At 37.2% G+C, this 26,853-nt stretch carries 24 protein-coding genes; 12 read left to right on the top strand and 12 right to left on the bottom strand.

The window, feature by feature from the left end; all coding sequences use genetic code 11:
- The 5 genes from ACF3OC_RS13550 to ACF3OC_RS13530 are packed head-to-tail and all read right to left on the bottom strand — an operon-like array spanning position 1 to position 4,422.
- Entirely contained in the window at positions 1-1,185 is a 1,185-nt protein-coding gene (locus ACF3OC_RS13550; protein WP_392469442.1) for a class I SAM-dependent methyltransferase, read from the bottom strand.
- Positions 1,178-2,446, bottom strand: a complete 1,269-nt coding sequence (locus ACF3OC_RS13545; RefSeq protein ID WP_094255941.1) for an aspartate kinase — start codon at positions 2,444-2,446, stop codon at positions 1,178-1,180. Before ACF3OC_RS13545 ends, ACF3OC_RS13550 begins: the two co-directional genes overlap by 8 nt.
- Positions 2,447-2,451: 5 nt before the next feature.
- Entirely contained in the window at positions 2,452-3,303 is an 852-nt protein-coding gene (locus ACF3OC_RS13540) for a DUF3298 domain-containing protein (RefSeq protein ID WP_392469439.1), read from the bottom strand.
- Positions 3,284-3,733, bottom strand: coding sequence for a GNAT family N-acetyltransferase (locus ACF3OC_RS13535; protein ID WP_392469437.1), 450 nt, complete (start codon positions 3,731-3,733; stop codon positions 3,284-3,286). The genes ACF3OC_RS13540 and ACF3OC_RS13535 overlap by 20 nt, the downstream gene beginning before the upstream one ends.
- Complete coding sequence (locus ACF3OC_RS13530) at positions 3,733-4,422, bottom strand: YggS family pyridoxal phosphate-dependent enzyme (protein WP_182499495.1); 690 nt, start codon at positions 4,420-4,422, stop codon at positions 3,733-3,735. The genes ACF3OC_RS13535 and ACF3OC_RS13530 overlap by 1 nt, the downstream gene beginning before the upstream one ends.
- A gap of 77 nt (positions 4,423-4,499) precedes the next feature.
- On the opposite strand from ACF3OC_RS13530, the gene ACF3OC_RS13525 reads away from it, so the two are divergent.
- From ACF3OC_RS13525 to ACF3OC_RS13515, 3 genes are all read left to right on the top strand, one after another.
- Entirely contained in the window at positions 4,500-5,222 is a 723-nt protein-coding gene (locus ACF3OC_RS13525; RefSeq protein WP_392469436.1) for a DUF4296 domain-containing protein, read from the top strand.
- A 3-nt stretch (positions 5,223-5,225) separates the two neighbouring features.
- Positions 5,226-7,604, top strand: coding sequence for an endonuclease MutS2 (locus tag ACF3OC_RS13520; protein WP_392469435.1), 2,379 nt, complete (start codon positions 5,226-5,228; stop codon positions 7,602-7,604).
- 488 nt (positions 7,605-8,092) lie between these two features.
- Positions 8,093-11,314 (top strand): carboxypeptidase regulatory-like domain-containing protein, encoded by a 3,222-nt coding sequence (locus tag ACF3OC_RS13515; RefSeq protein WP_392469434.1) that lies wholly within the window; start codon positions 8,093-8,095, stop codon positions 11,312-11,314.
- Positions 11,315-11,486: 172 nt separating this feature from the next.
- Here the strand turns inward: ACF3OC_RS13515 and ACF3OC_RS13510 are convergent, their stop codons facing one another.
- A complete protein-coding gene (locus ACF3OC_RS13510; RefSeq protein WP_182499491.1) occupies positions 11,487-12,191 on the bottom strand; it encodes a TIGR00730 family Rossman fold protein in 705 nt (234 codons plus the stop codon).
- Between the two features lie 213 nt (positions 12,192-12,404).
- Between ACF3OC_RS13510 and ACF3OC_RS13505 the strand changes: the two genes are divergently transcribed.
- Both ACF3OC_RS13505 and recR read left to right on the top strand, forming a co-directional pair.
- Positions 12,405-13,682, top strand: a complete 1,278-nt coding sequence (locus ACF3OC_RS13505) for a Gfo/Idh/MocA family protein (protein WP_392469433.1) — start codon at positions 12,405-12,407, stop codon at positions 13,680-13,682.
- A gap of 98 nt (positions 13,683-13,780) precedes the next feature.
- Complete coding sequence (gene recR, locus ACF3OC_RS13500) at positions 13,781-14,395, top strand: recombination mediator RecR (protein ID WP_094255932.1); 615 nt, start codon at positions 13,781-13,783, stop codon at positions 14,393-14,395.
- On the opposite strand, the gene ACF3OC_RS13495 is transcribed toward recR, so the two are convergent.
- The 6 genes from ACF3OC_RS13495 to ACF3OC_RS13470 all read right to left on the bottom strand — a co-directional run bounded on the left by ACF3OC_RS13495 (position 14,392) and on the right by ACF3OC_RS13470 (position 20,828).
- Positions 14,392-15,612 (bottom strand): MFS transporter, encoded by a 1,221-nt coding sequence (locus ACF3OC_RS13495; RefSeq protein WP_182499488.1) that lies wholly within the window; start codon positions 15,610-15,612, stop codon positions 14,392-14,394. The genes recR and ACF3OC_RS13495 overlap by 4 nt on opposite strands.
- 15 nt (positions 15,613-15,627) lie before the next feature.
- Positions 15,628-16,593, bottom strand: coding sequence for a metallophosphoesterase (locus ACF3OC_RS13490; RefSeq protein WP_392469432.1), 966 nt, complete (start codon positions 16,591-16,593; stop codon positions 15,628-15,630).
- The gene (locus ACF3OC_RS13485) at positions 16,568-17,332 is read right to left on the bottom strand and encodes a 5'-nucleotidase C-terminal domain-containing protein (RefSeq protein WP_229678344.1); all 765 of its coding nucleotides are present in this window, start codon (positions 17,330-17,332) and stop codon (positions 16,568-16,570) included. Before ACF3OC_RS13485 ends, ACF3OC_RS13490 begins: the two co-directional genes overlap by 26 nt.
- A 105-nt stretch (positions 17,333-17,437) precedes the next feature.
- Positions 17,438-18,673 carry an ROK family protein gene (locus tag ACF3OC_RS13480; protein ID WP_392469431.1) on the bottom strand — a complete coding sequence of 412 codons (1,236 nt, stop codon included), beginning with the start codon at positions 18,671-18,673 and terminating at the stop codon, positions 17,438-17,440.
- A 352-nt stretch (positions 18,674-19,025) separates the two neighbouring features.
- Positions 19,026-20,285: a PQQ-dependent sugar dehydrogenase gene (locus tag ACF3OC_RS13475; protein WP_094280032.1), complete on the bottom strand. Its 1,260-nt coding sequence runs from the start codon at positions 20,283-20,285 to the stop codon at positions 19,026-19,028.
- A gap of 30 nt (positions 20,286-20,315) precedes the next feature.
- On the bottom strand, positions 20,316-20,828 hold the full coding sequence (locus ACF3OC_RS13470; protein WP_392469430.1) for a YqgE/AlgH family protein: 513 nt from the start codon (positions 20,826-20,828) through the stop codon (positions 20,316-20,318).
- A 187-nt stretch (positions 20,829-21,015) separates the two neighbouring features.
- On the opposite strand from ACF3OC_RS13470, the gene pdxH reads away from it, so the two are divergent.
- From pdxH to ACF3OC_RS13435, 7 genes are all read left to right on the top strand, one after another.
- Complete coding sequence (gene pdxH, locus ACF3OC_RS13465; protein ID WP_392469429.1) at positions 21,016-21,669, top strand: pyridoxamine 5'-phosphate oxidase; 654 nt, start codon at positions 21,016-21,018, stop codon at positions 21,667-21,669.
- Positions 21,670-21,671: 2 nt separating this feature from the next.
- Entirely contained in the window at positions 21,672-22,163 is a 492-nt protein-coding gene (locus tag ACF3OC_RS13460) for an NADH-quinone oxidoreductase subunit C (RefSeq protein ID WP_392469428.1), read from the top strand.
- Between the two features lie 3 nt (positions 22,164-22,166).
- Entirely contained in the window at positions 22,167-23,360 is a 1,194-nt protein-coding gene (locus ACF3OC_RS13455) for an NADH-quinone oxidoreductase subunit D (protein ID WP_392469427.1), read from the top strand.
- Positions 23,361-23,774: 414 nt separating this feature from the next.
- Complete coding sequence (locus tag ACF3OC_RS13450; protein WP_392469426.1) at positions 23,775-24,269, top strand: GNAT family N-acetyltransferase; 495 nt, start codon at positions 23,775-23,777, stop codon at positions 24,267-24,269.
- Positions 24,270-24,300: 31 nt separating this feature from the next.
- Complete coding sequence (locus tag ACF3OC_RS13445) at positions 24,301-24,621, top strand: hypothetical protein (RefSeq protein WP_392469425.1); 321 nt, start codon at positions 24,301-24,303, stop codon at positions 24,619-24,621.
- Positions 24,622-25,022: 401 nt separating this feature from the next.
- Positions 25,023-25,589: an RNA polymerase sigma factor gene (locus ACF3OC_RS13440; RefSeq protein ID WP_392469424.1), complete on the top strand. Its 567-nt coding sequence runs from the start codon at positions 25,023-25,025 to the stop codon at positions 25,587-25,589.
- Positions 25,590-25,713: 124 nt separating this feature from the next.
- Positions 25,714-26,850, top strand: coding sequence for a FecR family protein (locus ACF3OC_RS13435; RefSeq protein WP_392469423.1), 1,137 nt, complete (start codon positions 25,714-25,716; stop codon positions 26,848-26,850).
- The last annotated feature ends 3 nt before the right edge of the window (positions 26,851-26,853 follow it).

Raw genomic sequence — 26,853 nt, 5'->3', positions numbered from 1 at the left:
TTATCTGATTCGAATACAGTCAATAATAATCAATTGGTTGTTACTATCTGTTGTAAAAAACAGATAAGTTTTTCCGCCATCTTTGATTTTATATTTTTTTCGGATCAGATCTACCTTATCTGGGAAATTGCGGGTTGCTATATTGGCTTGAACAAAGGGATTATTCTTTTTCAAAGCGGAATAGGGTAGCACCTGTTGGATTTGAAAAACTCTACCTGGAAATTCAGGGAAGAAGTTTTCGGAAGTATATAAATGCGAATGTTGGTGAATCTTGCTGAGTCCAAAAGCTTTTCCTATGCTTTTGAAGGCACCAGCTTTTGTGATGGCTACATCGGCATCGTAGAGATAATCCTGAGGTTCGGAGAAACGACTCATGGCCGATCGTTCGGCATCATAGGTGAATTCGAAAGTTTGAATTTGGTCTGCAAATAATCGAATTGCGTGAATTTTAGTTTCACCTTCAAATCCTCGCTCTTGAATAAATAGCAATTCCTTACAATCATTATCCAAGCTGATGACATAGACATAGCGAACATGTTTAAGGCTTGACAATGCAGTGCTAATATCCAATAAAGGGGAAAGTTTGCTTATTATGTACCTGCTTTTAGAGAAGAAGAGCTCCTGATTGGCTACAATATTGGGCTCACAATCTTCCAATAAGAAAACCTTTCCTTGGTTTACCCTTCTGGAGGGGTCAACATAAATATAATCAAAGGCATCATCTTCTGACTGTTTTAGAAGTTCAATGCCGTCGGTTGCTTTGCAGATTAGATTAGGAACTCTTAGGATGGTAGCATTATACGCAACGATTTCGGATAATTTTTCATTGAGTTCACAATGAATAACCTCATCGGCTTCTTGTGCAAGGTAGCAGCTATCCACACTAAAGCCACCTGTTAAATCAATTACTCGACTACCTTTAGCGATTAAAGTTTGTTTGATCAGGGCCGTATGTTCGGAGGAACATTGTTCGAGATTGATTTTGTCGGGATAATAAATACCTTCACTGTATGCCCAGGTGGGCAATTTTTTGACGCTACGTTGCCAACCATCGATTTGCGATGCTAATTCTGCGGAGCTTACATTAGGGAAAGGGCTTTTCTTCAAGGCTATTTCCGTGGGTGATTTTTCACGATTAGCCTTAATGAATTGTTGTACATCCTTTTCTAAAATGTGCTTATTCATCTTTGTTTTTCACAAGCATTTGGCAAGTATAACTATCCTTAAGTTCGCGAATAATTTCTTTATTTACCAATACTCGATCGATAGTTTGTTGATTATAGTATCGAATAGTAATTAATTCAAGGCCAGCCGCCACAGAAACTTTATATCTTTTTTTGAGTTGTTCCAGAAGGTTCAAGACATTTTCACCTGTATCATCGACACTTACCGAAAAGCTGATTGCGGAATTATGCATCATATTGATTTTGATTCTATTCTGATGGAAAGCATCAAAAATATGGCTAAGATTATCTTCTACAATAAATGAAAAGTCTCGAGGTTGGATATTGATAAATACCTGATTGACTTTAAAGATAAAAGATGGTACAGGGAGTGTTTGGTTGGTTGTTTTGATTTGTGTACCCGGTTCTTCAGGATTAATAAATGAACGAACATTTAAAGTAATCTTTTTATTTTGAAGAGGTTTTATTGTTTTTGGGTGGATAACAGTTGCACCGTAATAAGTTAATTCAATGGCATCGGTATAGGAAAGTTCAGGGATAAGTTCGGTTTTGTCGAACCATTTAGGGTCAGCATTTAATACGCCCGGAACGTCTTTCCAGATGGTAATATTTTCCGCATTTAAGCTAGCGGCAAAAATAGCAGCCGAGTAGTCAGAACCTTCTCTGCCTAGGGTTGTTGTAAAGTTTTCAGAGGTTGAGCCGATGAAGCCTTGTGTAACAACGATATATTCATCCAGGATGGATGGTAAGTCTTTTCTAATTTTTTCTTCAGTTTTTTCCCAGTCTACTTTTCCTTCGCGGTAGGTATTGTCAGTAAGGATATAATCGCGTGCATCAACCCATTGAGTTGGCAATCCTTGGAAGGAAGAATAAGCGGCTACAATTTTTGTAGCGAGTAATTCACCAACGGAAACGATTTGATCATAAAGGTAATCGTATTCATCTTGTGGGTCTTCTTCCAGGATCCATTCAATTTCTACGAAAGTATTGGCAATATCGTTGTATACTGGATGGTTATGATCTGGGAAAAGTTCATTCAGGATATTAAAATGTTCTTGTTTTAAGCTTTCAAGAAGGTCAAAACAGGCTCCATCGCGTTTAATATAGCTTTCGGTGATTTTCACTAGTTTATCAGTTGTTTTTCCGATTGCGGAAACAACGATTAACAAGGATGAATCTTTATATTTTTCAACGATTGAAACTACATTTTTAATGTTTTCTGCACTTTTAACGGAGGCACCGCCAAATTTATATACCTGCATTTATACTACTGAATTGAATTGTAATACTCTTTGATTTTACTAATATAGTTCTTTCCGGTTTGGGTCATACATTCCTGAATATCATCAAAAGGGATGCTTAGAAGCGTTGGACCTTCAGAATATGGTTTGATCTCGTAGGGATTATAATAGAATAACAGTCCTTCATTATCAATTCCATAATTTGCAGCTAGTGTAAATTGGTCGTTTTCAAAGAAATAACCGTTTTGATAGCTACTGCTGTCAGCCAAACCTTCTTCTTTACGAAAGAATCTTTCTGCAATTTTAGTAAATTCTTTCATTTTATTTTCAGAAATAAATGTATTCAGGGGTAATTTTTGTTTAGTTTGAGCATCATATACATTCCAGACTGTATAATTATTGCCATGAGCACCTCCAGAGAATTCATAGGTTATATTTCCGAGCATAATCAAATAGGGGTTATTCATCTTAACCTGGATATCGGTTTCCTTTTGCCAAGCGATGCTGTATTTTACTTCATTTTCTTCAATAAAATTTCCATAGCCTTCTAGAAAATTGTGGACATACTGGTCTAGGGTAAGCTCATTATCAAGAAGGATATTTTCCTTGACGATTTTATTCATGCTGCTGTCCTGAAAAATAGGATAGCTTAATTTTACATAGGTTGTATCAATATGATCTTCATCACCTGCGAAATAAGGGCTAATTTCTTTGATCAGGGTGTCTCGAAAAACTAAGGAGTCCTTTCCATAAGTGACGGGGTGATTATGAACATTAGTTCCGCCAGTTTTATTGCTTTGACAAGAAAATAACGATGCCGCAAATAGGGTAGAAGCAAGAAAAGGAATATAAGAAGGTTTAAAAATCGATATTAACATTTATCCACTCTCCGTCAAATTTTGTGTTATATTTTTTATAAAAATCTATTGCTGGGGTATTCCAATCAAGGACTTGCCACATCATGCCAGAATATCCTTGTTCTTTGGCGTATTCTATAGTGTGGTCCAGTAAGAGTTTTCCAAAACCTTTTCCACGCATACTTTCCGTGACAATGATATCTTCTAAATATAAACGTCTTCCTTTCCAGGTAGAGTATCGGATGTAATATAAAGACATTCCAATTATTTCGCCTTGATATTCTCCTACGAAAGCCCACCACACTGGATTAGCACCGAATCCAGATTCTTCAAATTCCTGCATACTTACCGTCACCTGTTCAGGTGCTTTTTCGAAAAGGGCTAATTCCTTTATCAATTCCAATAATTTTGGGCAATCTGCTTTTACTGCATTTCGGATTGTTAAACTCATTATTTTGCTTTAAAATGTTTGATTACTCTTTTTCCAAAAATGGTACTTCCTAATCGTACCATATTGCTACCTTGTTCAATAGCGATTTTATAATCGGAAGACATTCCCATGGACAAGATATCAAAACTATCTACTTTTCGGAAATAGGTGGTTTTGATTCCATCAAAAAGCATTTTTAGTTCGTAGAATTCTTCTTTAACAATTTTTTCGTTTTCGGTATTGCTGGCGATTCCCATCAATCCACGGATTCGGATATTTTTCAGGGCTTGAAATTCTTCATCACGGAGGAGTTCGATGGCTTCAGCATGGTCAAGTCCGAATTTGGTGTCTTCATCAGCAATGAAGATTTGCAATAAGCAATCGATTGTACGATTGTTTTTCAGGGCATGTTTATTGATTTCTGCTAATACTTTCATTGAATCTACAGAATGAATCAAGCTCACGAAGGGGGCGATATATTTGACCTTATTTGTTTGCAGGTGTCCTACAAGGTGCCATTCGATATCTTTAGGTAGACTTTCGTATTTAGCAACCAGGTCTTGAACTTGGTTTTCGCCGAAAATTCTTTGTCCAGCATCATAGGCTTCCATGATGTCTTCATTAGGTTTAGTTTTCGAGATTGCTACTAATGATACACCAATAGGGTTCAATTCTTTTTGTAATTCTGTAATATTCTTTGCTATACTCATGATGAAAAAGGGTTCGCATTGATGAATTTAAGAAAGCTTTATGCAAGCTTTTCTGTATTTTTGTACAAATTTACAAAATGCAACGATTAATACTTGGTTTACTTCCTTTGTTTTTTATAAGCATTTCCTGCAAAAAGCAGGTTCCTGAAGGTATATTACCTCAAGCGGACATGGTTGAGCTGATGTCAGAGGTCCATATTCTCGATGGTTATATATCGAATATCCCCGTTGACAGTGCTAAAAAGGTGATGGACCCTTTATATGAGCAGGTTTTCAGCAAGTATGGATTAGATTCCGTTTCATTCACCAAGAATGTAGATTATTATTTTGGAAATCCAGATTTAACGTCAAAAACCTATGATCAAGTTTTGAAAAACTTAGAAAAAAAGGAACGGAGTTATATTTCGCAGGATTCATTAATGAATGTACGGACTCAAGATAGCATAAATAGAGTGACACGTTCGCAGATGAAGTTGCAGACGTTGAACGATATGATTTTGAATGCACAACGAGATACAGGTGAAGTTTCAATTGCCGAGCGTACTAGAAGATTTTATGAGCCAGTAGGTTTAATGCCGATCTTAGGAAAGAACCTGTATGAGAAGAAGCAAAGCGTAGAATCAGTCACACCAGATATTTCTACTTTACCGATTCCAAGTGAGACAAAGCCGGACAGCAGTATTCAACTACCGGAACCGACAGAATTAAAGGAGCAAAAAGTAGATACTATACCTTTTAAAAGAAGAAACGAAAGGCTAAAACCGGTTACCAGACCGCGTGAGAGGCCAATTGTACAATAGAAAATGATTTATCCACAGAACGCAGTAGAAAAGTTAGGATTTTCAGAGATTAAAGATCTCATCAAGGCGAAATGTCTGAGTGAGGCTGGGAAGGAATTGGTTGAAAAGATCCAACCACAAGTGAAATTGGATTTAATTGATCGTTTCTTGCGTCAGGCGAATGAATTTAAGGATTTATTGGTTCATGATGCCCCGCTTCCTGTGGATCATTTTTATCCTATTAAGGGGATCATTGAAAAAGCAAAGGTAGAAGGCTCATTCCTATTAGAGGAGGAGTTTCATCGGATTTTGCTTTCCTTGAGAACCGTCTATGCCATAATCCGATATTTTAATGATCGTGCGCAGCAATATCCAAATCTTGAATTGTTGTTCGAGCATCTTCCAATTGAGAAGAATATCTTGCGACAAATCGAACAGATTATTGATGATCGAGGCAAGATAAAGGATAATGCGTCAAGATTATTATTGGAGATAACTTCACAAATCAGTAAAGCGGAGCAGGAAGCCCGTAAGCGGCTTGATTCAGTATATAAGCAAGCACAAAAGAACGGTTGGACGGCAGATGGCAGTCTGACGATTCGTGATGGGCGATTATGTATTCCGATTTTAGCGGAGAACAAGCGTAAATTAAAAGGGTTGATTCATGATGAATCGGCTACTGGTCAAACCGCGTATATTGAACCCGAGGAAGTGTTTCATCTGAATAATAAAGTTCGAGATCTTGAGTTTGAACGACGGAGGGAAATTGTTAGGATTTTGACCAGCTTGACCAGTGAGTTAAGGCCGCATGTTCCTTTGTTGTTTGCTTATCATGGTTTATTGACCAAATTAGATTTCGTAAGAGCCAAGGCCTTATTTGCATTGGATATCGATGGTCAGATGCCGGAGCTTTCCAAAGAAGCGGAGGTGATATTGGTGAATGCCAAGCATCCTTTGTTGTATTTGGCTTCCAAACAGGATGGTCATCATTCTGTGGTTCCTCTGAATTTAAAGATTGATGAGATAGATCGAGTTTTATTGGTTTCAGGACCGAATGCAGGTGGTAAATCAGTCTGTATGAAAACGGTTGGTCTTTTGCAACTCATGTTTCAATCTGGCTTATTAATTCCTTGTGAAACCACCTCAAAATTAGGTGTATTCAAGCAGTTTTTTGCAGATATTGGGGATGACCAATCGATCGATAGTGATTTAAGTACCTATAGTGCGCATCTTTCCAAGATGAAACATTTTACGCAATTTTCAAATGCGCGTACCATGGTTTTGATTGATGAGTTTGGAACAGGGACTGATCCACAATTCGGGGGTCCAATTGCGGAAGCAGTGCTAGAGGTTTTGAATAAGAAGAAAATTCGCGGGGTAATTACCACCCACTATTCGAATCTTAAAGTATTTGCAAGTAATGCAGAAGGTATTGAGAATGCGTCGATGTTATTTGATAATGAGGCGATGAAACCTTTGTATATTCTACAAACAGGAAAGCCAGGGAGTTCTTATGCTTTTGAGATAGCTCAAAATATTGGATTACCTAAGGAAGTTCTTCATTTAGCCAAGCAAAAAATAGGTGTGCAGCAGAAGAAAGTGGACACCTTATTGGTTGATCTAGAAAGAGAGAAAAAAGAGGTTTATGATACTAAGGTTGCCATCAATTTAAGAGAGAAAGAAATGCTTGGCCAACAAGCCGAATTGAATGAGTTGAAAAGCTACTTAGAAGAGAATAAGCGGCAATTGATGAAAGATGCGAAGGAAGAGGCAAGGCAAATTATTAAAGATGCGAATAAATTAGTCGAGAATACCATTGCTGAGATCAAAACCAAGCAAGCTGAAAAGGAGGAGACCAAGAAATTAAGGGCGGGATTGCAGCATGCTTCAGATAAGTTGAAGGAAAAGCAAATAAAAGAGATTAAAAAGGCAGTGCCTACACCTGATACGATTGCGGAAGTAGAAGTTGGGGATTGGGTGAAGATCATCGATACAGGAAATGAGGCGCAGGTGATTGAGATAGCAAAGAATAACCTTATTCTGGCTTTAGGAGATTTACGTACCGTTGTCAAGAAGAACAAGGTCGAGAAGTTGCGTGGTAAGGAGAAATCGAAGGCTGCGAAGCGATTCAGATCAGTTTCATCAGATAGTGTTGCGGACTTCAGTCCGGAGGTTGATGTTCGAGGAATGCGAACTGAGGATGCTTTAGGAAAAATCGAGCAGATCTTGGATCGTGCGGTTATGATTGGTTATCCTTCATTGAAGATAGTGCATGGAAAAGGCGATGGGATATTACGAAAATTTATTCGGGATTATTTAAGAAAATACAATCATGTAAGTCGGTTTGAGGATGAGCATGCCGATCGGGGTGGGGATGGGATTACCTATGCCTATTTGGATTAGGAAATAAAATATTTAAAAAAGGGAATCAAATAATTTGGTTCCCTTTTTTTATGGAGTTTTAGCTTGAGATTTTCATTCATTAAGATTTCCAAATATTGTAAAATAAAATACTGATGATTAGTGGGTTTAGAATTCCTGTTTTTAGGGGATTTTTGGAGGGTGTTGGGTGATGTTAAGCGGGAGGAATTGGGCAGAATTCAAAAATAGTTGTCGGGTAAACTGTCAAATACTGAGAAATAGGAAAAAACTTTTCCACATTTTGAAAAATGTTAAAATTTGTTAAAATATCAAATTGCAATCGGTTTCATTGCGAATATTTCAATGAAATAGGGTAGTTGTTTATAAAACTATTCAGTATTTAAAATTTTGCTTACTCGAATAAGACAGATAAGTGCAAAAAGGTGGCTATGAGTATATTAAGTTTATGTTAACTAACTCTGAAAATCAATATGTCTTTTTATTTTTGTCCTGAAATAATAACAAACCGTATGAAGAAATCTTTACTTTTCTTTGCTTTGGTACTTGCAAGTTATGGAACCATCCAAGCTCAGGTTACCACAAGTAGTATGTCTGGAGTTGTCACCCAAACCAATGGTGATAAGACGACAGGTGCTACTATTAAAGCTATTCACACGCCATCAGGAACTGTTTATACTAGTTCATCGAATGAGGCTGGACGTTTCAGTCTTGCGGGGATGCGTGTTGGAGGACCTTACAAAATTGAGGTTACTTTTGTTGGCCAGGAGCCAATCGTTTATGAAAATGTATTCTTACAATTGGGTCGTTCATTTGAATTGAATCCAGTATTCGGTGAAAGCACAACTACTATTGATGAGATCACAATCACAGGAGTGAAGAAGGGTCAAAACTTAAAGACAGGTGCTTCTACGAGTATTTCAAACAGAACTATTCAGGCATTACCTACGATTTCAAGGGGCTTGAATGATTTTACACGTTTGACACCACAAGCAGACGTAAAAGGGGATGCACTTTCTATTGGTGGTATGAACAACCGTTTCAACCAGTTGACCATTGATGGTGCGGTTAGTAATGACGTATTTGGATTGAGCAGTGCTGGTACAAACGGATCAAGTACTGGTGTTTCTCCGATTTCATTGGATGCGATTGAAGAGATGACTGTTCAGATTGCGCCATTTGATGTTAGAGCAGGTGGTTTTGCAGGTGGTGGTATTTCGGCTGTAACACGTTCAGGAACGAATGATGTTAAAGGGTCGGTTTATTATTTCCTAAGAAATCAAAACTTGACTGGGAAAACTCCATTTGCATTATTAGATGAAGGACAAGAGAGAACGAAACTTCAGGACTTCAAAGAGCACCAATGGGGGGTTAGAGTAGGTGGTCCGATCATTCAGAATAAATTATTCTTTTTCTTGAACTATGAGAACACAGGCAACGCAACACCATTAAGTTTCGCTCCAGGAACTGACGGTTCTAAATTTACTGTTGCAGATGTTCAACGTGTTGCTGATAAAGCAAGTCAATTAGGATATGATCCAGGAAGTTTCTTGGCTCAAGAATCCAACAATAAATCAGATAAGATCTTCACGAGATTTGATTTCAACATCAATGACAAGCATAAATTAACAGCTAGATATAGCTACGTTAATGGTTCTGCTACAGATTTAAATCGTTCTCAAAACTCACTTACCTTCTCAAATGGTGCGGTTTTAAGAAAAAGTACTACGCAATCAGCGGTGTTAGAATTAAACAGTAGATTTAACAATAGATTATCAAACAATTTAGTTGTTGGTTATACCAATGTTACTGAGCCAAGAACAACTCCAGGAAATCCTTTCCCAAGAGTAGCTATTGACTTAGGTTCAGGTATGAACATTAACTTAGGTGCTGAGCCATTCTCAACTGTTAACCAGTTAGACCAGGATATCTTCACTTTAACAGATAACTTGACTTTATACAAAGGAAACCATACATTGACATTTGGTACTCACAACGAGTTTTACAAAATGTACAATGGTTTCATTGGTAGTGCATTCGGTAACTATACTTTCCGTAACTCTCCAAGTTCTGATATCAACCCTTCAACAGGAAATCCATATACTGCGATTGAAAACTTCGAGAGAGGTTTAGCAACCAGTTTCCAATACAACTATAGCAATACAAGTGATCCGAAACAAGGAGCAGACTTCTCAGCTATGCAGTTAGGATTCTATGTTCAGGATGAGTACCAAATGGCTGATAATTTGAAATTGACTGGTGGTATCCGTGTAGATATTCCTATTTATCTTACAGATCCATTGGAAAACACAGATTTCAACAACTCTATCTTAGCACAAAGATATGATGTAATGACTAACAGAATGCCAAAAGCGACATTCATGTGGTCTCCAAGATTAGGATTCAACTGGGATGTTAAGGGTGACCGTACAGCTATCGTTCGTGGTGGTGTTGGTATCTTTACTTCACGTTTCCCATTTGTATGGTCTGCAGGTGCATACACTCAAAGTGGTGCATTATTGGGTGGTAACCAACTTAATGCTGGTTCAAATGCTCCTAATATTGGTTTCATTGCTGATCCTAACAACCAACCGAAAAACCCAGGAGAAGTTAAGCCTTCCGGAAATATTTCAGTGTTAGACAAAAACTTGAGATTACCTCAAATTGCTAGAACTTCATTAGGTGTTGATTACCAATTACCTGGAGGAGTTATGGCAACAGCGGAATTCATGTACTCTAAGAACTTAAGTTCATTCAGATTTACTGACTTGAACATGAAAGATCCTATTGGACAATTAGAAGGTGCTGATAACCGTTTATTGTATGGTGCTACTAAAGATGCAAAATTAGTATTGCCTAACTATACTCAGGTTATTTACATTGATAATGTAAACAAAGGTTACTCTTGGTCAGCAACTGCTCAATTGTCGAAATCATTCAACAGCGGTTTCTTCGGTTCATTGGCTTATACGTATACAGAATCTAAAGATTTATTCTCTGGATCATCTTCACAAAACCAATCGAACTTCTTCAGAACAGCAACTGTTAATGGTTCAAACAACATTACTTTAGGACACAATCCATTCAGTACAGGAAGCAGAATCATTGGTTATGTTTCTTACTCTAAAGAATACTTAAACCACTTAGGTACTACACTTTCATTAGTATATACAGGTCAATCAGGAGCTAGATTCTCATACTTAATTGCTGGTGACCCAGGAAGATATACTGCTGGTAGTTCAAGTGACCAATATTCATTGATGTACATTCCTAAAGATGCTTCTGAGATCAAATTCGTACAAAACGGAGATGTTACTCCAGAACAACAATGGAATGCATTCAACGAGTTTATTGAAGCTAATCCATACTTGAAAAGCAGAAGAGGTCAATATGCTGAAAGAAATGGTGATAAAGCACCTTTCTCACACAGATTTGACTTTAGAATCTTACAAGATGTATTCACCAATGTTGGTGGTAAGAAAAATACTATCCAAATCTCATTTGATATCATGAATGTGGGAGCATTGATCAATAAAAAATGGGGTGAGCAATACAGTGGTGGCGGAAGTTTTTGGGATAACTCATTTAGACCAATTTCATTCGATAGTTTCCAACAAAACACAAACATTCCTCAATACAAATTGGGTAACTTAAATGAAAACAAACCTTATTTCACGTCTGATATTCCATCTAGATGGTCAGCGCAATTAGGTGTTCGTTATATCTTCAACTAAGATTAAACAAATTTTCATCATACAAATCCCTCGGTTTATGCCGGGGGATTTTTTTATGGAAATGAATTGGATCGGAATCTTTTCAAAGATATATTTCATAAAAAAATCGCCCTTGTAATAGGGCGATTGATATGTTTTATTAGAGGCTGGAAATCTCCAGGCGTTTTGATTATTAAAAGTTCGGCTTCAATAGATACTTATCATAGAACCTAAAGATATGTTCCGTAGCTTCCTCAGCAGTATCCACCATCCTGTATAGGTTCAAATCCTCTTCACTGATATATTTATTGCCTAACATGGTATTCTTGATCCAGTCGAACAAACCATTCCAATACTCCGTTCCTACAAGTACAATTGGGAATCGAGCAATCTTGCCTGTTTGAATTAGAGTTACAGCTTCGAATAGCTCATCCATGGTTCCGAATCCACCAGGTAATACAATATAACCTTGGGAATACTTCATAAACATAACCTTTCTTACGAAGAAGTAATTAAATTCCAGGAGTTTATCGCGGTCGATGTATCTGTTATGGAATTGTTCATGCGGGAGTTCGATATTTAATCCAACGGACTTTCCACCGGCATTATAAGCGCCTTTATTTGCGGCTTCCATGATTCCGGGTCCTCCGCCTGAAATAACACCGTACCCGCGATCGGCAAGTAGTCTAGCGATTTCAACGGTCATTTGATAATATTTATGTTCGTCTGGGGTTCTAGCAGAGCCGAAGATTGAAACACAGGGACCGATTTTAGCTAGTTTTTCGAATCCATCTACAAATTCTGACATGATCTTAAAGATTTGCCAGGAGTCTTTTACTTTTATTTCTTGCCAAGTTTTATTGGCAAATGAATTTCTAATTTTATCGTCTTTAACCATTTGGTTTATTTTAATATTTATTGCAGAAAAATGCTTTTGTAGCGTTTTTCGATGTAATATAAGATTTTATATTAACTTCTGCTAGGCAAGTGTTATTGTTATTATTTTTATAAAAAAACATAAAAAATTAAGCGAAATTTTGAATTAATAAACCGATTTACTACATTTAGCCTAATTAAACCTATTCGCTAATAAAAATATCTTAAACCTAACATGAACAGAAGGGATTTTATCGGCAAAACTGCTTTGGCTGCAGCGGGAATTAGCATCTTGCCTCGACATGTTTTGGGTGGGAATGGATTTCTAGCGCCAAGTGATCGATTAAATCTGGGGTTCATCGGAGTAGGCAAGCAGGTAGGAGGCTTATTAAGTCGCTTTATGGAATTGCCTGAGACGATGGTCATTGCCGCTGCTGATGTTGATAGTTCGAAATTAAATCATTTTATAGGTTCAGCGAATAAATTAAATGCATCCAAATCGGGTCATCCGGTAGAAGGCTATGGTCAATACCGGGATTTATTGGCGCGGAAAGATATTGATGCGGTCATAATTGCTTCACCTGATCATTGGCATGCGATGCATGTCGTGGATAGTGCGAAAGCTGGAAAGGATATTTATTGTGAGAAGCCTTTGGCCTTAACGATTGATGAAGGAAGGGCCATGGTGGATGCTGTCCGAAAATATAAGCGTGTATTGCAAACAGGAAGTATGCAGCGTTCTCAATATAATTTTCGGCAGGCAGCAGACCTCATTCGCAATGGTTATATAGGAGAAATCACAGAGGTCAATGTTTCAATAGGAGAACCTGTCAAGGAATGCGATTTACCTTCATTAGAATCCCCAGCGCATTTGGATTGGGATTCTTGGGTTGGTCCCTCCTTATACAGAGGTTACAATCCGATATTGAGTCCATTATTAGGGGCACCAGAATGGGCGATGTGGCGTTTGTATCATGGTTTTGGCGGTGGCTATGTGACCGATTGGGGAGCACATATGTTTGATATTGTTCAGTGGGCATTAGATATGGATCATTCCGGACCAGTGTCCTTTACACCACCGGAAATTCCAATGGCCAAAGAAGGTTTATATTTTACCTATAAAAATGGGGTAAAAGTTCATCATAAATCCTGGGGGAGTTTCAATGCTATTCAGTTTCTAGGTACGGAAGGAAAGATAGAAGTGGCTAGGGAGTTTTTGAGGTCCGACAAGGCTGATTTGCCAAAGCTGGAAATTCCAGAGAAGAATCGTAAGGTTTACTATTCAGAAAACCATTATAAGGATTTTGTGGATGCGATAAAGAAGCGTTCTAAGCCAATTTGTGATGTAGAAATCGGACATCGTACAGCGACGGTCTGTAATGCGGTAAATATTGCTTATCAATTGCAAAAACCGATAAAATGGGATCCTAAGAAGGAGCAGTTTGATAGCCCATTTGCGAATAATCTGAAAGGTAGGGCTTACCGAGGGAAATGGGATTATTTAGATTTTTAAAATAGAGCACACATAGATTTGTTTCATAAACCGATGCGCCAGATATTCGAAAGAATTCTGGCGTATTATTTTGCTTAATATTTTCGTAATTTTGAAGAATGAACTTTTCATCAAAACTCCTTGAGCAAGCCGTAGAAGAATTTGGGAAATTACCCGGTGTAGGGAAGAAGACTGCTTTGCGTTTGGTATTACATTTATTGAAACAATCAGATGCTGAAGTTAGTCGGTTTACGGAGTCATTGGACCGATTGAAAAAGGATATAAAATATTGTCGTACCTGTTATAATATTTCAGATACGGATCAATGTGAGATCTGTGCATCCATTAAGAGAGAAAAGGGTTTGATCTGTGTGGTTGAAGATACGCGGGATGTGATGGCGATTGAAAATACGAACCAGTATTCAGGGGTTTATCATGTGTTGGGTGGTTTGATTTCGCCGATGGAAGGGATAGGACCTGCGGATTTAAAGATTGAGGGATTGATAGACCGTGTACGCGATGGAAGTGTTCAGGAAGTTATTTTAGCATTAAGTGCGACTATGGAAGGGGATACAACGATTTTCTATTTATACAGGAAATTGAAGGAATTCAATGTACAGATAAGCACGATCGCTCGAGGAATTGCTTTTGGTGGTGAGTTAGAGTATGTTGATGAAATAACCTTGGGTCGCTCGATTGCAACCCGAGTTCCATATGAAAGAAATGTAGGTTAATTTTCAGCATTCATCTTGCTGATGATCCAATAGAAGCCTATTCCACAAAATATTAAAGTTAATCCTGCTGCTGTCCATAAGGTAGAATAGCCATAATGATCAGCGGTATAAGTTCCTAGGAAAGGGGAGAATATATTTGCTGCCGCAAATGCAAGAGAGTTGAACCCCATATATGCCCCTTGATTGTTTTTATTTGCTCTATTGATAGCCACGGTGGCTGTAAAAGGCAAGGTCAGCATTTCACCTGTTGATAAAAAGAACATGGCAAGATAAAGCCAAGCAATTCCCATGTCAGTTGTGAGCATCAGGTAGGACATACCTGATATGGCTGTACCCCAAAGCATGATTTGCCGAACGGAAAACCGATGTTCGACCACATGAACCAAGACCATTTCGAACAATACAATTACGAATCCACTGAAACCTAGTAATAATCCAATTTCATCAGAATGCAAGTTATGCGCTTCTTTGTAGAATAAAGGTAAGGTACTGAGGAGTTGGAAAAATGCCATTGAAAATAAGCAACAGAGAATATTAAAGATGATAAATAATCCATCTTTATAAGCGTTTCTGACTGGTTTGTCATCAGGAAGTTCCGTTGCGGATTTAGTTTGACCGATTTCAGTTCTTGCTTTTCGGTTTCTGAAGAAATAGATAAATACTATGGCAGCACAAGCTGCTGCAATGGCATTTCCGTAGAAGATCCAATTGTATGAGAACTTAGCTAGGAAACCTCCAAGGGCAGGGCCTATGGAGAATCCTAGGTTTACTGCCATTCGGTTTAATGAATAGGCACGTGTAATGTTTTCTGGTTTTGCATACCGAGCTACAGATACGGAGTTGGCAGGTCTAAATACATCGGCCACTAAGGTCAAGAAGAAGATCATCATGGCGAGACCTTCGAAAGTTCGGAATAATGGCAGAACCAAGAATAATGGGATCACCAAGATCAAACTCCAGGCTTGTACCTTAAAGTTTCCGAATTTATCCGTTAACCATCCACCGAGCCAGGAACCACAAACTGAGCCCAACCCAAAACATCCCAATACCAATCCAATTTGTGTTTTGCTAAACCCAAGTTCTGATGACATATAAATACCAAGGAAAGGGATGACCATTGATCCCGCACGGTTAATCAACATCACAAGGGCCAATAGCCATGCAGCAGGCGATAGGCCTTTATAAGAATTAATATAAAGTCGAATTAATGCTCTCAATATCTGTTAGGTTACTTAAGCAATTCTGCTTGATTCTTTATCTAAACTTTTGTCAATGGTATATGTTGTTGCGATACTTCTTTTTGTTCCCTTTTTCTTGTCCAAGATAAAATCGATTCTTCCTAGATTAACCCCAGAAAAGCCAGTTTGGTTTACCAAAGTGATCTGGTTGTCTAAATTTTTGACTTCTGTTGGTTTTGTCAAGAAAGTATGGGTATGTCCGCCGATAATTAAGTCGATATCTCTGGAGTTTTTTGCCAAGAGTAAATCCGAAACTTTGTCCGTGTCATAGTTGTATCCGATATGGGATAAACAAATAATCAAATCACATTTAAGTTCCTTCTTTAATTTATGGGTATATTTTTGAGCAACCTCAATTGGGTCAGAAATTTTTACACCCTGATAACTTTTAGGATCTACAAGCCCTTTTAAATCCACACCGACAGCAAATACACCAATTTTTACGCCGTCACGATTGAAGACCAGGTAATCTTTGGTTTTACCTTCCATAATTGTGCCTGTAAAATCGTAGTTCGAGGTCACAAAAGGGAAGTTGGCCTTATCAAAATGCTTTAACAATCCAGCAAGACCATTGTCAAATTCATGATTACCGAAAGTTCCGGCGTCATATCCTAATTTCGACATCAATTCCAATTCTATTTTACCATCAAAGACATTGAAATATGGGGTTCCTTGGAACATATCGCCAGCATCAAATAGCAACACATTTTTCTCTTCGGAGCGGATTTTTTGGATTAAGGTACTGCGTCTAGCAACACCGCCTAAGCCCTGAAGTCTGGAACCATCCATTGGGTAAGGTTCAATTCTACTATGAACATCATTAGTATGCAGGAAAGTAATTTTTACTTCTTTGGATTTGCTATAGCCAGCAAATGGAATGGCGCTAAGTGAGGCTGTTGCTCCCAAAGCTACCACGCTTTTTAAAAAGCTTCTTCTATTCAATGATTTTAACTCTTCCATCTAATTTTGATTCTACTTTTTTACCTTCTTTTGTTAATTCCTGAACATAGGTTATCAATGCTTCTCTAACGCGTTCTGAGGTTGTATTTCTGCTAATTGGAGAATTGAGCCCTCTTACTAAATCACCACCATTGGCGATGAAATCGTAAGTGACAAGTTTATATGTTTTATTGGGGTCGATGTCCTGATCTGCAATTTTGAAGCTTTCGATTTTTTTGTCCTTGATAACCACCTTAGCATTGCCTAGGGGTTGGCCATTTGTCTCTGCGATAAAGTCAGCGAGTACTTTGACATCGGAACCTTTAAGCTCTAAAATAGTGATGTAATTTTCAAAAGGCATCACTTCAAAGATAGATCCCACAGTCACATTTCCTTGTTTGATTCCGGCTCTGATTCCATCTTTGGTTGCCATGGAGAAAGTAACTTGAGGGTCAACTTTTTGACCAATAGCAAGTAAAGCATCTGCGAAGAAATTACTTAACTGTGTCTCAGGAAGGTTTCTGTTTTTGATTAAAGCCTCAGGGGCATAGCCCAGGACTTGATTCATCTTATCTTCAAGTTGATTCTTATAGGGTAAAATATACCTGGATATTGCTGTGTCTTCTGGAATTTGATTATTGATTTCCAGCATTTGTTTGTTCGAAACAGCAGTTTGGTAAAATGAAGTCTTACAAGAGCTGAAGACTAAAAGGACGGACATCCAGAATAGGACGCTGTACTTGGATAGCTGTGTACTCATATAATTTGAATTATTCGCAAAGGTATTAAGAATGCCCTGAATCCAAAAGAATTTGAGAACAAAAGAAAAGGATAATGTAAATATTAATCTTAAAGTAACTTTATTTTAATTCTTTTCAATTCTATCCTCAAAATAAGTGTTAATAAAATGTCTTGCTAGGGCGAATGCTTGTCCGTTTTCACAAAGATTTGATACTTGTAAACTGCATCCAGTTGCGATTTTGCTCATGGAATAGGTTTGGATTTGTTGTTGAATAGGGGTTATCATTAGCATAGAAGACCTTGCGAAGCTTCCTGAGAGAACAATTGTTTCGGGGTTAAATAGTTGCATCAACAGGGAGATGGCTCGACCTAATTTACCACCTAATTCAGAAATCAATTGGATAGCATATTGGTCACCATCCATTGCGGCCTGGATAATATGTTCAGGGGTAAGTTCCGTATTGTTGTATCTGGATACGATCAAGGTTGGGGTTCCGTTTTCGATATCTTGTTTAGCTTTGTTGACCAATGCGGTACCAGAGACCAAAGTTTCCAAACAGCCACGTTTTCCGCAATAACATAACTCCCCTTCATTAATAAAGCTTATGTGTCCCATTTCACCAGAAAAACCATCCTTACCCAGGTAAATCTCACCATTAGCCACGATTCCAAGGGAGATTCCCCAATCTAAACGAATCACCAAAGCGTTATTTTTCTTTTTCAGCTTGCCATAGAATTGTTCAGCGAGGGTAGCGACTTTAGCGTCGTTAATAATTTTGGTAGGCTTATTAAATTCATGTTCAATGTGTTTTTCCAGAATAAATCCGGGTTCATAGAAATAGGTGAAGTTTTCACCAGTAGATCGATCTACCAATCCAGGCATTGAAATACTGATTCCGGAAATTTGATCCAAATTTATTTTTTGTTCTTTAATATATTTTTTGGTCAACTGGAGGAAAGATGGTAGTTCTTTAATGTCTGTTGATAATTCGAACGGAAATTCCTGTGCTGGGAATAGGATGATACTATTATTGTCGACTACACTAAAACGGATAGATTTGCGATTAATTTCGATGGTTAACACTTTAAATAAGCCATCAGTTAATTGGTAGAGGTTTGGTTTTCTTCCACCTAAGGATTCGCCACGATCATGCTGTGTCAAGTAATTATTTGACACCAGTTCAACCATTAAGTTGTTTAATGTTGGGAAACTTAAGGTCAAACTTTTCATAAGATCATTGACTGAAGCGTTATCAAGCTCATACACAGCTTTTAGAAGTTTCAGTTTTTTCTTTGCAGATTTGGCAGATTTTTTTCCTAATCCGGAAGGGTTGACCAGAAGATTTTCGATAAATTTCATAATCGCATGAGTTAATTAAATCTCATTGTTAATTTTTGAGGGTTGAATAAATCTTAATTATTGGAATTAACTCAATTAAATTAAACTAATGAATAAATATTTAAATTTTTATCTAAAATAAATAAAATAATTAATATTCAAATTAAAAATTGGTTCTATTTTATTTGCGAATATGATATTATTTGTAATATTTATGATTTGTTGTAAATATTTACAAATTGTATGTTAATAATTTTAACGAATATAAATATATTTTGGGAGTTTTAGGGATTGACTATTAGATGATTATAGTGCCTAAAAAAGCCCTAACATTCGTTAGGGCTTCTTCTTTTAAAATTGAATCGTCGATAGACTATTTTTTATCAACTTTATATAATTTTCCGCCATCTGTCACACTGTATAGTGCTCCATTTTTTGCTTGTATAACATCTCTGAATCTTTCACCCTTATCACCCAATAATCTTTCTTCACCCACGACTTTATTGTCTTTAATAACAAGGCGAGCAATATGAGTGCTGCTTAAGCCGCCAATAAATAGGTTGTTTTCCCATTCAGGAACATTCGATCCCTTATAGAAGGTCATACCACTTGGAGATAAAACTGGATCCCAGTAGTAAACAGGTTGTTCCATTCCTTCTTTTTGTTGGATAGGAGGGTTTCCGATTGCATCGCCTTTATACTCGATGCCGTAGGTAATTTCTGCCCAACCGTAGTTATTTCCTGGTTTCACCAAGTTGATTTCATCACCACCACGCGGACCGAATTCAGAATCCCATAGATCTCCGGTAGCTGGGTTAATTGCTAGACCTTGAACATTACGGTGTCCGTAGCTATAGATTTCAGGTTTAGCATCACCTTTTCCAATGAAAGGATTACCTTCTGCAGGTTTACCATCTTTGGTGATTTTCAAAATTTTTCCAAGGGCTGAGTTTAATTGTTGCGCTTGAGGTCGAGTTTCCAAGTCTGAGCGCTCACCTGTTGAAACGAATAAATTACCATCTTTATCGAACAAAATACGTCCACCATAGTGTAATTTGCCATTATAGGTAGGTAAAGCTTGATAGATTACTTTTGCGCCTTCGATAGACTTTTCATCATCTGCTAATTTACCTTTTGCCACTGCGGTGTGATTGCCTCCAGAAACAGGTTCTGCGAACACCCAATATACCATTCTATTGCTTGCGAAATCAGGGTCTAGGGTAATTCCTAATAAACCACCTTGACCTTGCGCATCTACTTTAGGGATGCCAGTGATTGCGTCACTCGTTGTTTTTTTAGCTGGATCCACGATACGCATGGTACCTTCTTTTTCGGTTATCAGCAGTCTTCCGTCAGGAAGTTCAGCGATTCCCCAAGGTTGTTTCAATCCTTCAACTACTACTGCGCCTTCATAAGGAGAGGTAGTTTTTACGCCTGCGATTCTAGTTTGACCTTCAAAAGCTGGTTTATAATTTGCATTTGCCGGAAGTGTTTCTACAGGCGGGTATTTTGTTGTATCCTGACTGGTTGTTGTTGTATCTTTTGGTTCAGTACCATTAGAATTCGCTCCAGAACAGGAAATAAATGCTGTTGCTGCTGCGAAAAACAAAACGTTAGAAAAATGTTTCTTCATGTTGGTTGATTTATGTTTGTTTATTTTTTATTAGTTGAATTCTGGTCTTTTCGGGAAGTTTGCGACATGGGCATACTTAGGTCCCATACTAATCAATGCTTCTTTCCATAGGTTTTCGCCATCGGTAATAAATGCTAAATCAATATTAAAGGAGTTGTGTACAGCCCATGAATTTTGTTTGATTTCACCGTCCAATTGTCCGGGGCTCCATCCAGAATAGCCGAGAAAGATTTTCACTTCCTCGTTTGAGATAAGGTTTTCATTGATCAGATATTTTAAACGTTCAAAATCGCCACCCCAATAGAGGTCATCTACGATATGGGTTCCGCCGGGAATTTTTTCTTGGGCTTTATGAACGAAAAATAATGCATTACCTTCCACCGGTCCTCCAAAATAGAGTGGGACTTCGGGGTTTTCGATTTCCTCTAAGACATCGGAAAGCATGAGCATAGAACGATGATTAAGGATTAAGCCTACAGTACCATCCTGATCATCATGTTCGCATAATAAGATGACGGAGCGTTCAAAATTTTGGTCGAGCATGAAAGGTTCGGATAAAATTAGACTGCCTCGTTTTGGAATATATTCGTTGAACATAACAGAAATAGATGTGTTTATATCAAATTTATAGAATAACATTATTAATCCACTGTAAAATAGCAATAATTTTTCATTTCATTTTCTATAAAAAATGGAGATTATGTTAAGTTTGTAGGAAATATCCTTTGCCATGTCCATTGAACATAAAGAAATTGCCGCGATTCGGGAAGACTATGTTAAAAGCAGTTTGAGCGAATCGGACGTCCTAAAAAATCCTATTGAACAGTTTCAGAAATGGTTTGATGAAGCTATGTCTTCGCAAATTATGGAACCAACCGCTATGGTTGTTTCTACGGTATCCGAGCTTGGTTATCCATCCTCGCGTGTTGTATTGTTGAAGGATATCAAGGCGGATGGTTTGAGTTTCTTTACGAATTATAACAGTAGAAAAGGGCAGGAGATTCTTCAAAATCCACATGTTTCAGCATTGTTTTTTTGGCCAGAACTTCAACGGCAGATACGTTTTGAAGCGGAAGTTGAGAAACTTCCTAAATCAGATTCTGACGAATATTTCTCCATTAGACCTCGTGGTAGCCAAATAGGTGCCATTGCATCTCCACAGAGTGCCATTATTCCAGATCGTGAATCCTTGGAAAATCGGGTGATGGAAGTTGAAAAAGAAATGGAAAACGTAGAAGAAGTGCCGAGACCGGAGTTTTGGGGTGGATTCTTAATGAAACCCTTTCGGGTTGAATTTTGGCAAGGTCGCAGCAGTAGACTACATGACCGTATAGTTTATCTGAAAGAGAATGATAACTGGGTTATAAATCGTTTAGCACCATAATTATGATTCAGGAAATCAAAGAAAATATACTACAAGCAGTTCATCCAGATGCGGTTGTTGAGGTCCAGGAAATTGGTCTTCAATCTGCATTATATATAGCACCTAATTATTTAAAGTCAGTCTGTAAGTTTCTTAGAGATGATTCAAGATATTATTTTGACTTTTTAGCAAATGTTACTGCGGTTGATTACTTTCCGCAGGAATATTTTGAGGTCGTATATAATTTAACCTCCATTCCATTTCAAACGCAATTGTGTTTAAAGGTTCGGGTTTCAGCCGAGCGGAATTTGAATGAATTGCCAGAGGTACCATCGGTATCTGAGGTTTGGCGAACAGCAGATTGGCATGAGCGGGAGGCATATGACTTAATGGGCATATTTTTCACAGATCATCCAGATTTAAGAAGAATATTGATGCCTGAGGACTGGGTTGGGTATCCGCTGAGGAAAGATTATCAAGATCCTGAAACTTATCATAATATCCCGATTAAATAAGCAATGAACGAACGTTATTTACAAGCTCATAAAAATTATCAGGAAAAGATTAATACCGTTTCTTCGCAGGAGATGGTTATTAATTTAGGGCCACAGCATCCTTCAACGCATGGGGTATTGCGGTTGGAACTGATTACTGATGGTGAAATTGTAAAGGAAATTATTCCGCATATGGGTTATCTGCATCGTTGTTTTGATAAACATGCGGAATCCATGAATTATGGAAAAACAATTCCTTTTACTGATCGCTTGGATTATCTGGCTTCTATGAACAATGCACATGCCTTTGTAATGGGGGTGGAGCGTATGCTCGGGATTCAGGATAAGCTTCCAAAAAGGATAGAATATATTCGGGTCTTAGTTACTGAATTAAATAGAATTGCATCCCATCTGATTGCGATTGGAACTTATGGCATTGATATCGGTGCTTTTACGCCATTTATGTGGTGTTTTAGAGACCGAGAACATATTATGAATATGTTGGAATGGGCATCAGGTTCCAGGATGCTCTATAATTATATATGGGTAGGTGGGTTGTTTTATGATATTCCAGTCAATTTTGAGGAACGTTGTCAAGAGTTTATCCAATATTTTAAGCCCAAATTGGTAGAGTTGGATGATCTTTTGTCCAATAATCAAATCTTTATTCAGCGTACGGCTAATATTGGTGTATTGCCTGCAGATGTGGCGATAAATTATGGTTGTTCAGGGCCAATGTTGAGAGGTTCTGGTATAAAATGGGATTTAAGAAGGGTGGATGGATATTCTGTTTATCCGGAATTGGAATTTGAAATCCCTGTTGGAAAAGGTGAGATGGGCGCAGTTGGGGATTGTTGGGATCGTTATAAGGTACGGGTAGATGAGGTCAAAGAATCTGTAAGGATTATTGAGCAATGTTTGCCAAGGTTGATGCATGATTTTAAACGTACGCCTGATTTTGATCCTCGTGGATTAGTTCCTAAGAAGGTGAACTTAAAAGCTCAAGAATATTATGTTCGGGCTGAAAATCCAAAAGGAGAACTAGGTTTTTATTTTGTCACGCAGGAAAAAACTGATATCCCTAAGCGTGTGAAGGCGAGAGGACCGAGTTTCAACAATCTCTCAGTTTTACCAGAATTAGGAAAAGGGGTATTGATTGCAGATTTGATTGCAATCCTCGGTTCGATTGATATTGTGCTTGGTGAGGTCGACCGATAAAATAAACGTGCATAAAAACGCAAAAATAATTAGGAATAATCCATTAAATAGTTATATTTGCTATCTCATAATTTAAGTTTATAATTGGTTAATAGTTAGGGGAGCAATTGCCAGATTGCTTCCCTTTCTTTTTTTGTAAAAAATAGCAAGAACCTGCAAAATTTGTTTTCCTCTATTTTTAATTCTTCTCAGTCTTGGTTTCTAATCACATAATAGGTTTTAAGTAATAATTTTAGTAAAATATTTAATAAAATTTTTGATAACTAAAAATATTAGTATATTTACAACAATGAAATAAGCGAGTTTCTTTAAGTTTTTGAAGACATATATACAATCATAGGGGCTGTTGTGAAACATCCCCATTTTTTTGATGTTTCTTATGCAGTTTAGGAAGGTTGATAAAACAGCAATATTATGACTAAAACAAGTAAAAACCCGGAAATAGTACTCAAGAATACGGAGATTTCTGATTTGGAAACTTTGTTTCAGATTCAACTTGATGAAGAAGGCGGATACCTAGCGGCCTTTACATCTAAAGACCATGATAATAAAGCCGCTTATATCAATAAATACACAAGTTTTTTAAAGAATCCTACCATAAATAATCAGACAATCTGGTTTGAAAATACCATTGTTGGAAGTGTTGCCAAATTTATCATGGATGATAAAACGGAAGTCACTTACTGGATAGATCGAAAATATTGGGGTAAGGGAATTGCAACAAAGGCACTTAAAGAAATGATGAAGATGATAGCAGTGAGACCAATTTATGGAAGGGTAGCATTCGATAATTTAGGTTCGCAAAAAGTATTAGAAAATTGTGGTTTTGTAAAAATTGGAACTGACCGAGGATTTGCAAACTCCCGGCAAGAAGAGATTGAAGAATTTATTTATAAATTTGATTTATAGATTGTTAGTTATGAAATAATTCTTGTTGTTAATGTTAGTTTCAATGCTTTTCATTTCTTGTAGTAAGGAGAATGATGAAAATATTATTGGAAACTGGATTGGAGTTAACGGGGATGAATGGCTTTATTTAAACCTGAATTCCAACGGTGAATTTGAATTTTCGGTATGTTCATCCCGGGAACCAGGAAATGACTGCCTGGAACAAGGAAAGTACAGCTTTAAAAATAACCTACTTACCTTGAATGATGGATTTACAGATGTTATTTATAGCGTAAGTTTTGAGTTTGAAAATAGAATTCAAATCATCAAGCATGGTGGGTATGGGGATATAATTGACTTCAAGCGTAAATAATATCAAAATCGAGTATTGACCAAACCTTTCCCTTCAGATTGATGATTTATCTTTCTACTTTTCTAAAATAATCTGCTAATGGATGCTTAAATCTTGGGCATATATCTAATGGGCAATTTCGATTAATATCCTAAAAATTGTTGGCCAATTAATTTGCTTCGAAATAATGTTCGAGGTTGGTTGAGGACTGGAATTAATATTAGTCGCAAAAATTTCTTAATAACTAAAAGCAAAACAAAATTATTTAAATTATATAATCGTACATTTGAAAAAAACCGTTTCTGTAGAATCGAAAGACAACTTATTAGCTAATTAGATATAACATAATTTTTATAATTAAATCTTCTATTGAATAATTATAGAATATGATGCCATAACCTAAAAAAGAAATTGTTATCAAAATGAATGAAGATCATAGCTTGGCATATTCTCAGCTCTTGATTGCTATCGAACAGGGCAATGAGCGAGCTTTTGTATTGTTATATGATATGTTTTCGAAAGATCTTTCACATTACATCCTTTCAAAAGTCTCTGATGCAGATCTAGCACAAGACATACTACATGATTTGTTCTTATCGGTTTGGAAAAATAAGGATCGGTTGGCTGAAATAAAGAGCTTGCCAGCATATCTGTATAGTTCCTGCAGATATCTCATCATGGCCAATTATCGGAAGAAAATCCTAAAAAAAGTTCCAGCATACAATCTAGATCAGTTGGATGTATTGGATGAATCCGTACCATTAGAAGATAGGCTCCACTATCGTTATATTATTGATTTGGTTGAAGAAGAAATTGAGCGACTTCCTGAAAAATGTCAAGCCGTATTTAAATTAAGTCGCTATGAATATTTGAGCAATAAGGAAATTGCTGAACGAATGAATATTGCAGAATCAACCGTTGAAAAACATATCAATAAGGCCATTTCTCGTCTTAAAGTCTTGACAAAGAACTATACCATCTTATTTTAATGTTAAAATTATTTTACTGTTAATCAGTTACTTGTGTTGAAATTTATTTTTTTTTCAATTTATAGTAGAAGCTAGCGGCATGAATCTACACTTATGTTTAAGATAGCTCAATAAACCGTCTATTATGATAGATAAAACTAAATTATTACAAATACTTACGAAGTATCTTGCTGCAAAGGAAACGAAAGCGGAGCGGAAAGAGCTATTGGAATGGTATGAACAACTAGAAAGCAATCATCTTGATTCTTCAATGGAAGATGATATTCGGATAAAAACAAGAGCAAGACTTATTACTTCAATCAAAAGTTCCGAAAGAAATAAATATCGAATACCTCTTATCTGGTTACCAATTGCTGCGGCATTGCTTGTAGTAGGAATTTTTGGTTATCAATATTTTCTTTCTGGATCTGAGAAGAAAGCTACCATGGAAATGTTAAGTCAAATCAAACCGGCAAAAGATCATGCTATCATGACTTTGGAGAATGGGAGAGAGATTAATTTGGATCAGTTGGCTGCCAATGAGGAAATCCAGGTTGATGGTATGATTATCAAGAAGGATAAAGATGGAAAAGTTAGCTATCATTTAGCATCATCGAATTTGCCAGTCATTCCTAAGAATAGTATTCAAGTTCCTATTGGATCCACCTTTAGTTTGACTCTAACGGATGGAAGCCGAGTAGTTTTGAATTCGGATTCTAAACTTACCTTTCCAAGTAATTTTAGCACAGGAGATAGGGTTGTGGAGTTAGAGGGAGAGGGATATTTTGAGGTTAATCATTTGAATGACAACAGTCGTTTTATTGTAAAAACAGATGACCAGAATATTGAGGTATTGGGGACAAAATTCAATGTTAAAGCATATAAAACTGAGGAAAATACCCTTACTAGCTTGGAAGAAGGCTCTGTAAAAGTAACTATCCCTACGGGGAAAAATACAGTGCTTAAACCGAATCAACAAGTCCGAACAAATGGTTCCACAGAATTACAAGTGGCCAATGTAAATATTGACAACATAATAGGTTGGACAAGGGGACAGTTTTGTTTTGATGGTAGCAACACTGATGAGGTTCTACGAGAAATAGCGCGGTGGTATGATATCGACATCAATTACAAGAAGGCTGCAAACTCACCCAATCAATATGTGGGTAAAATACCAAGAAACTTGACCTTGAACAAATTGGTCGAATTACTCAATTATGCGGATTTAAAATCTACCGCCACAATTACGAATAACCAACGTATCAAATTACAAATTTATTAACCT

Origin of the sequence: Sphingobacterium cellulitidis (assembly GCF_043187465.1) — a bacterium.
Classification (GTDB): domain Bacteria; phylum Bacteroidota; class Bacteroidia; order Sphingobacteriales; family Sphingobacteriaceae; genus Sphingobacterium; species Sphingobacterium cellulitidis.
This window is presented reverse-complemented; position numbering and strand designations above follow the sequence as displayed.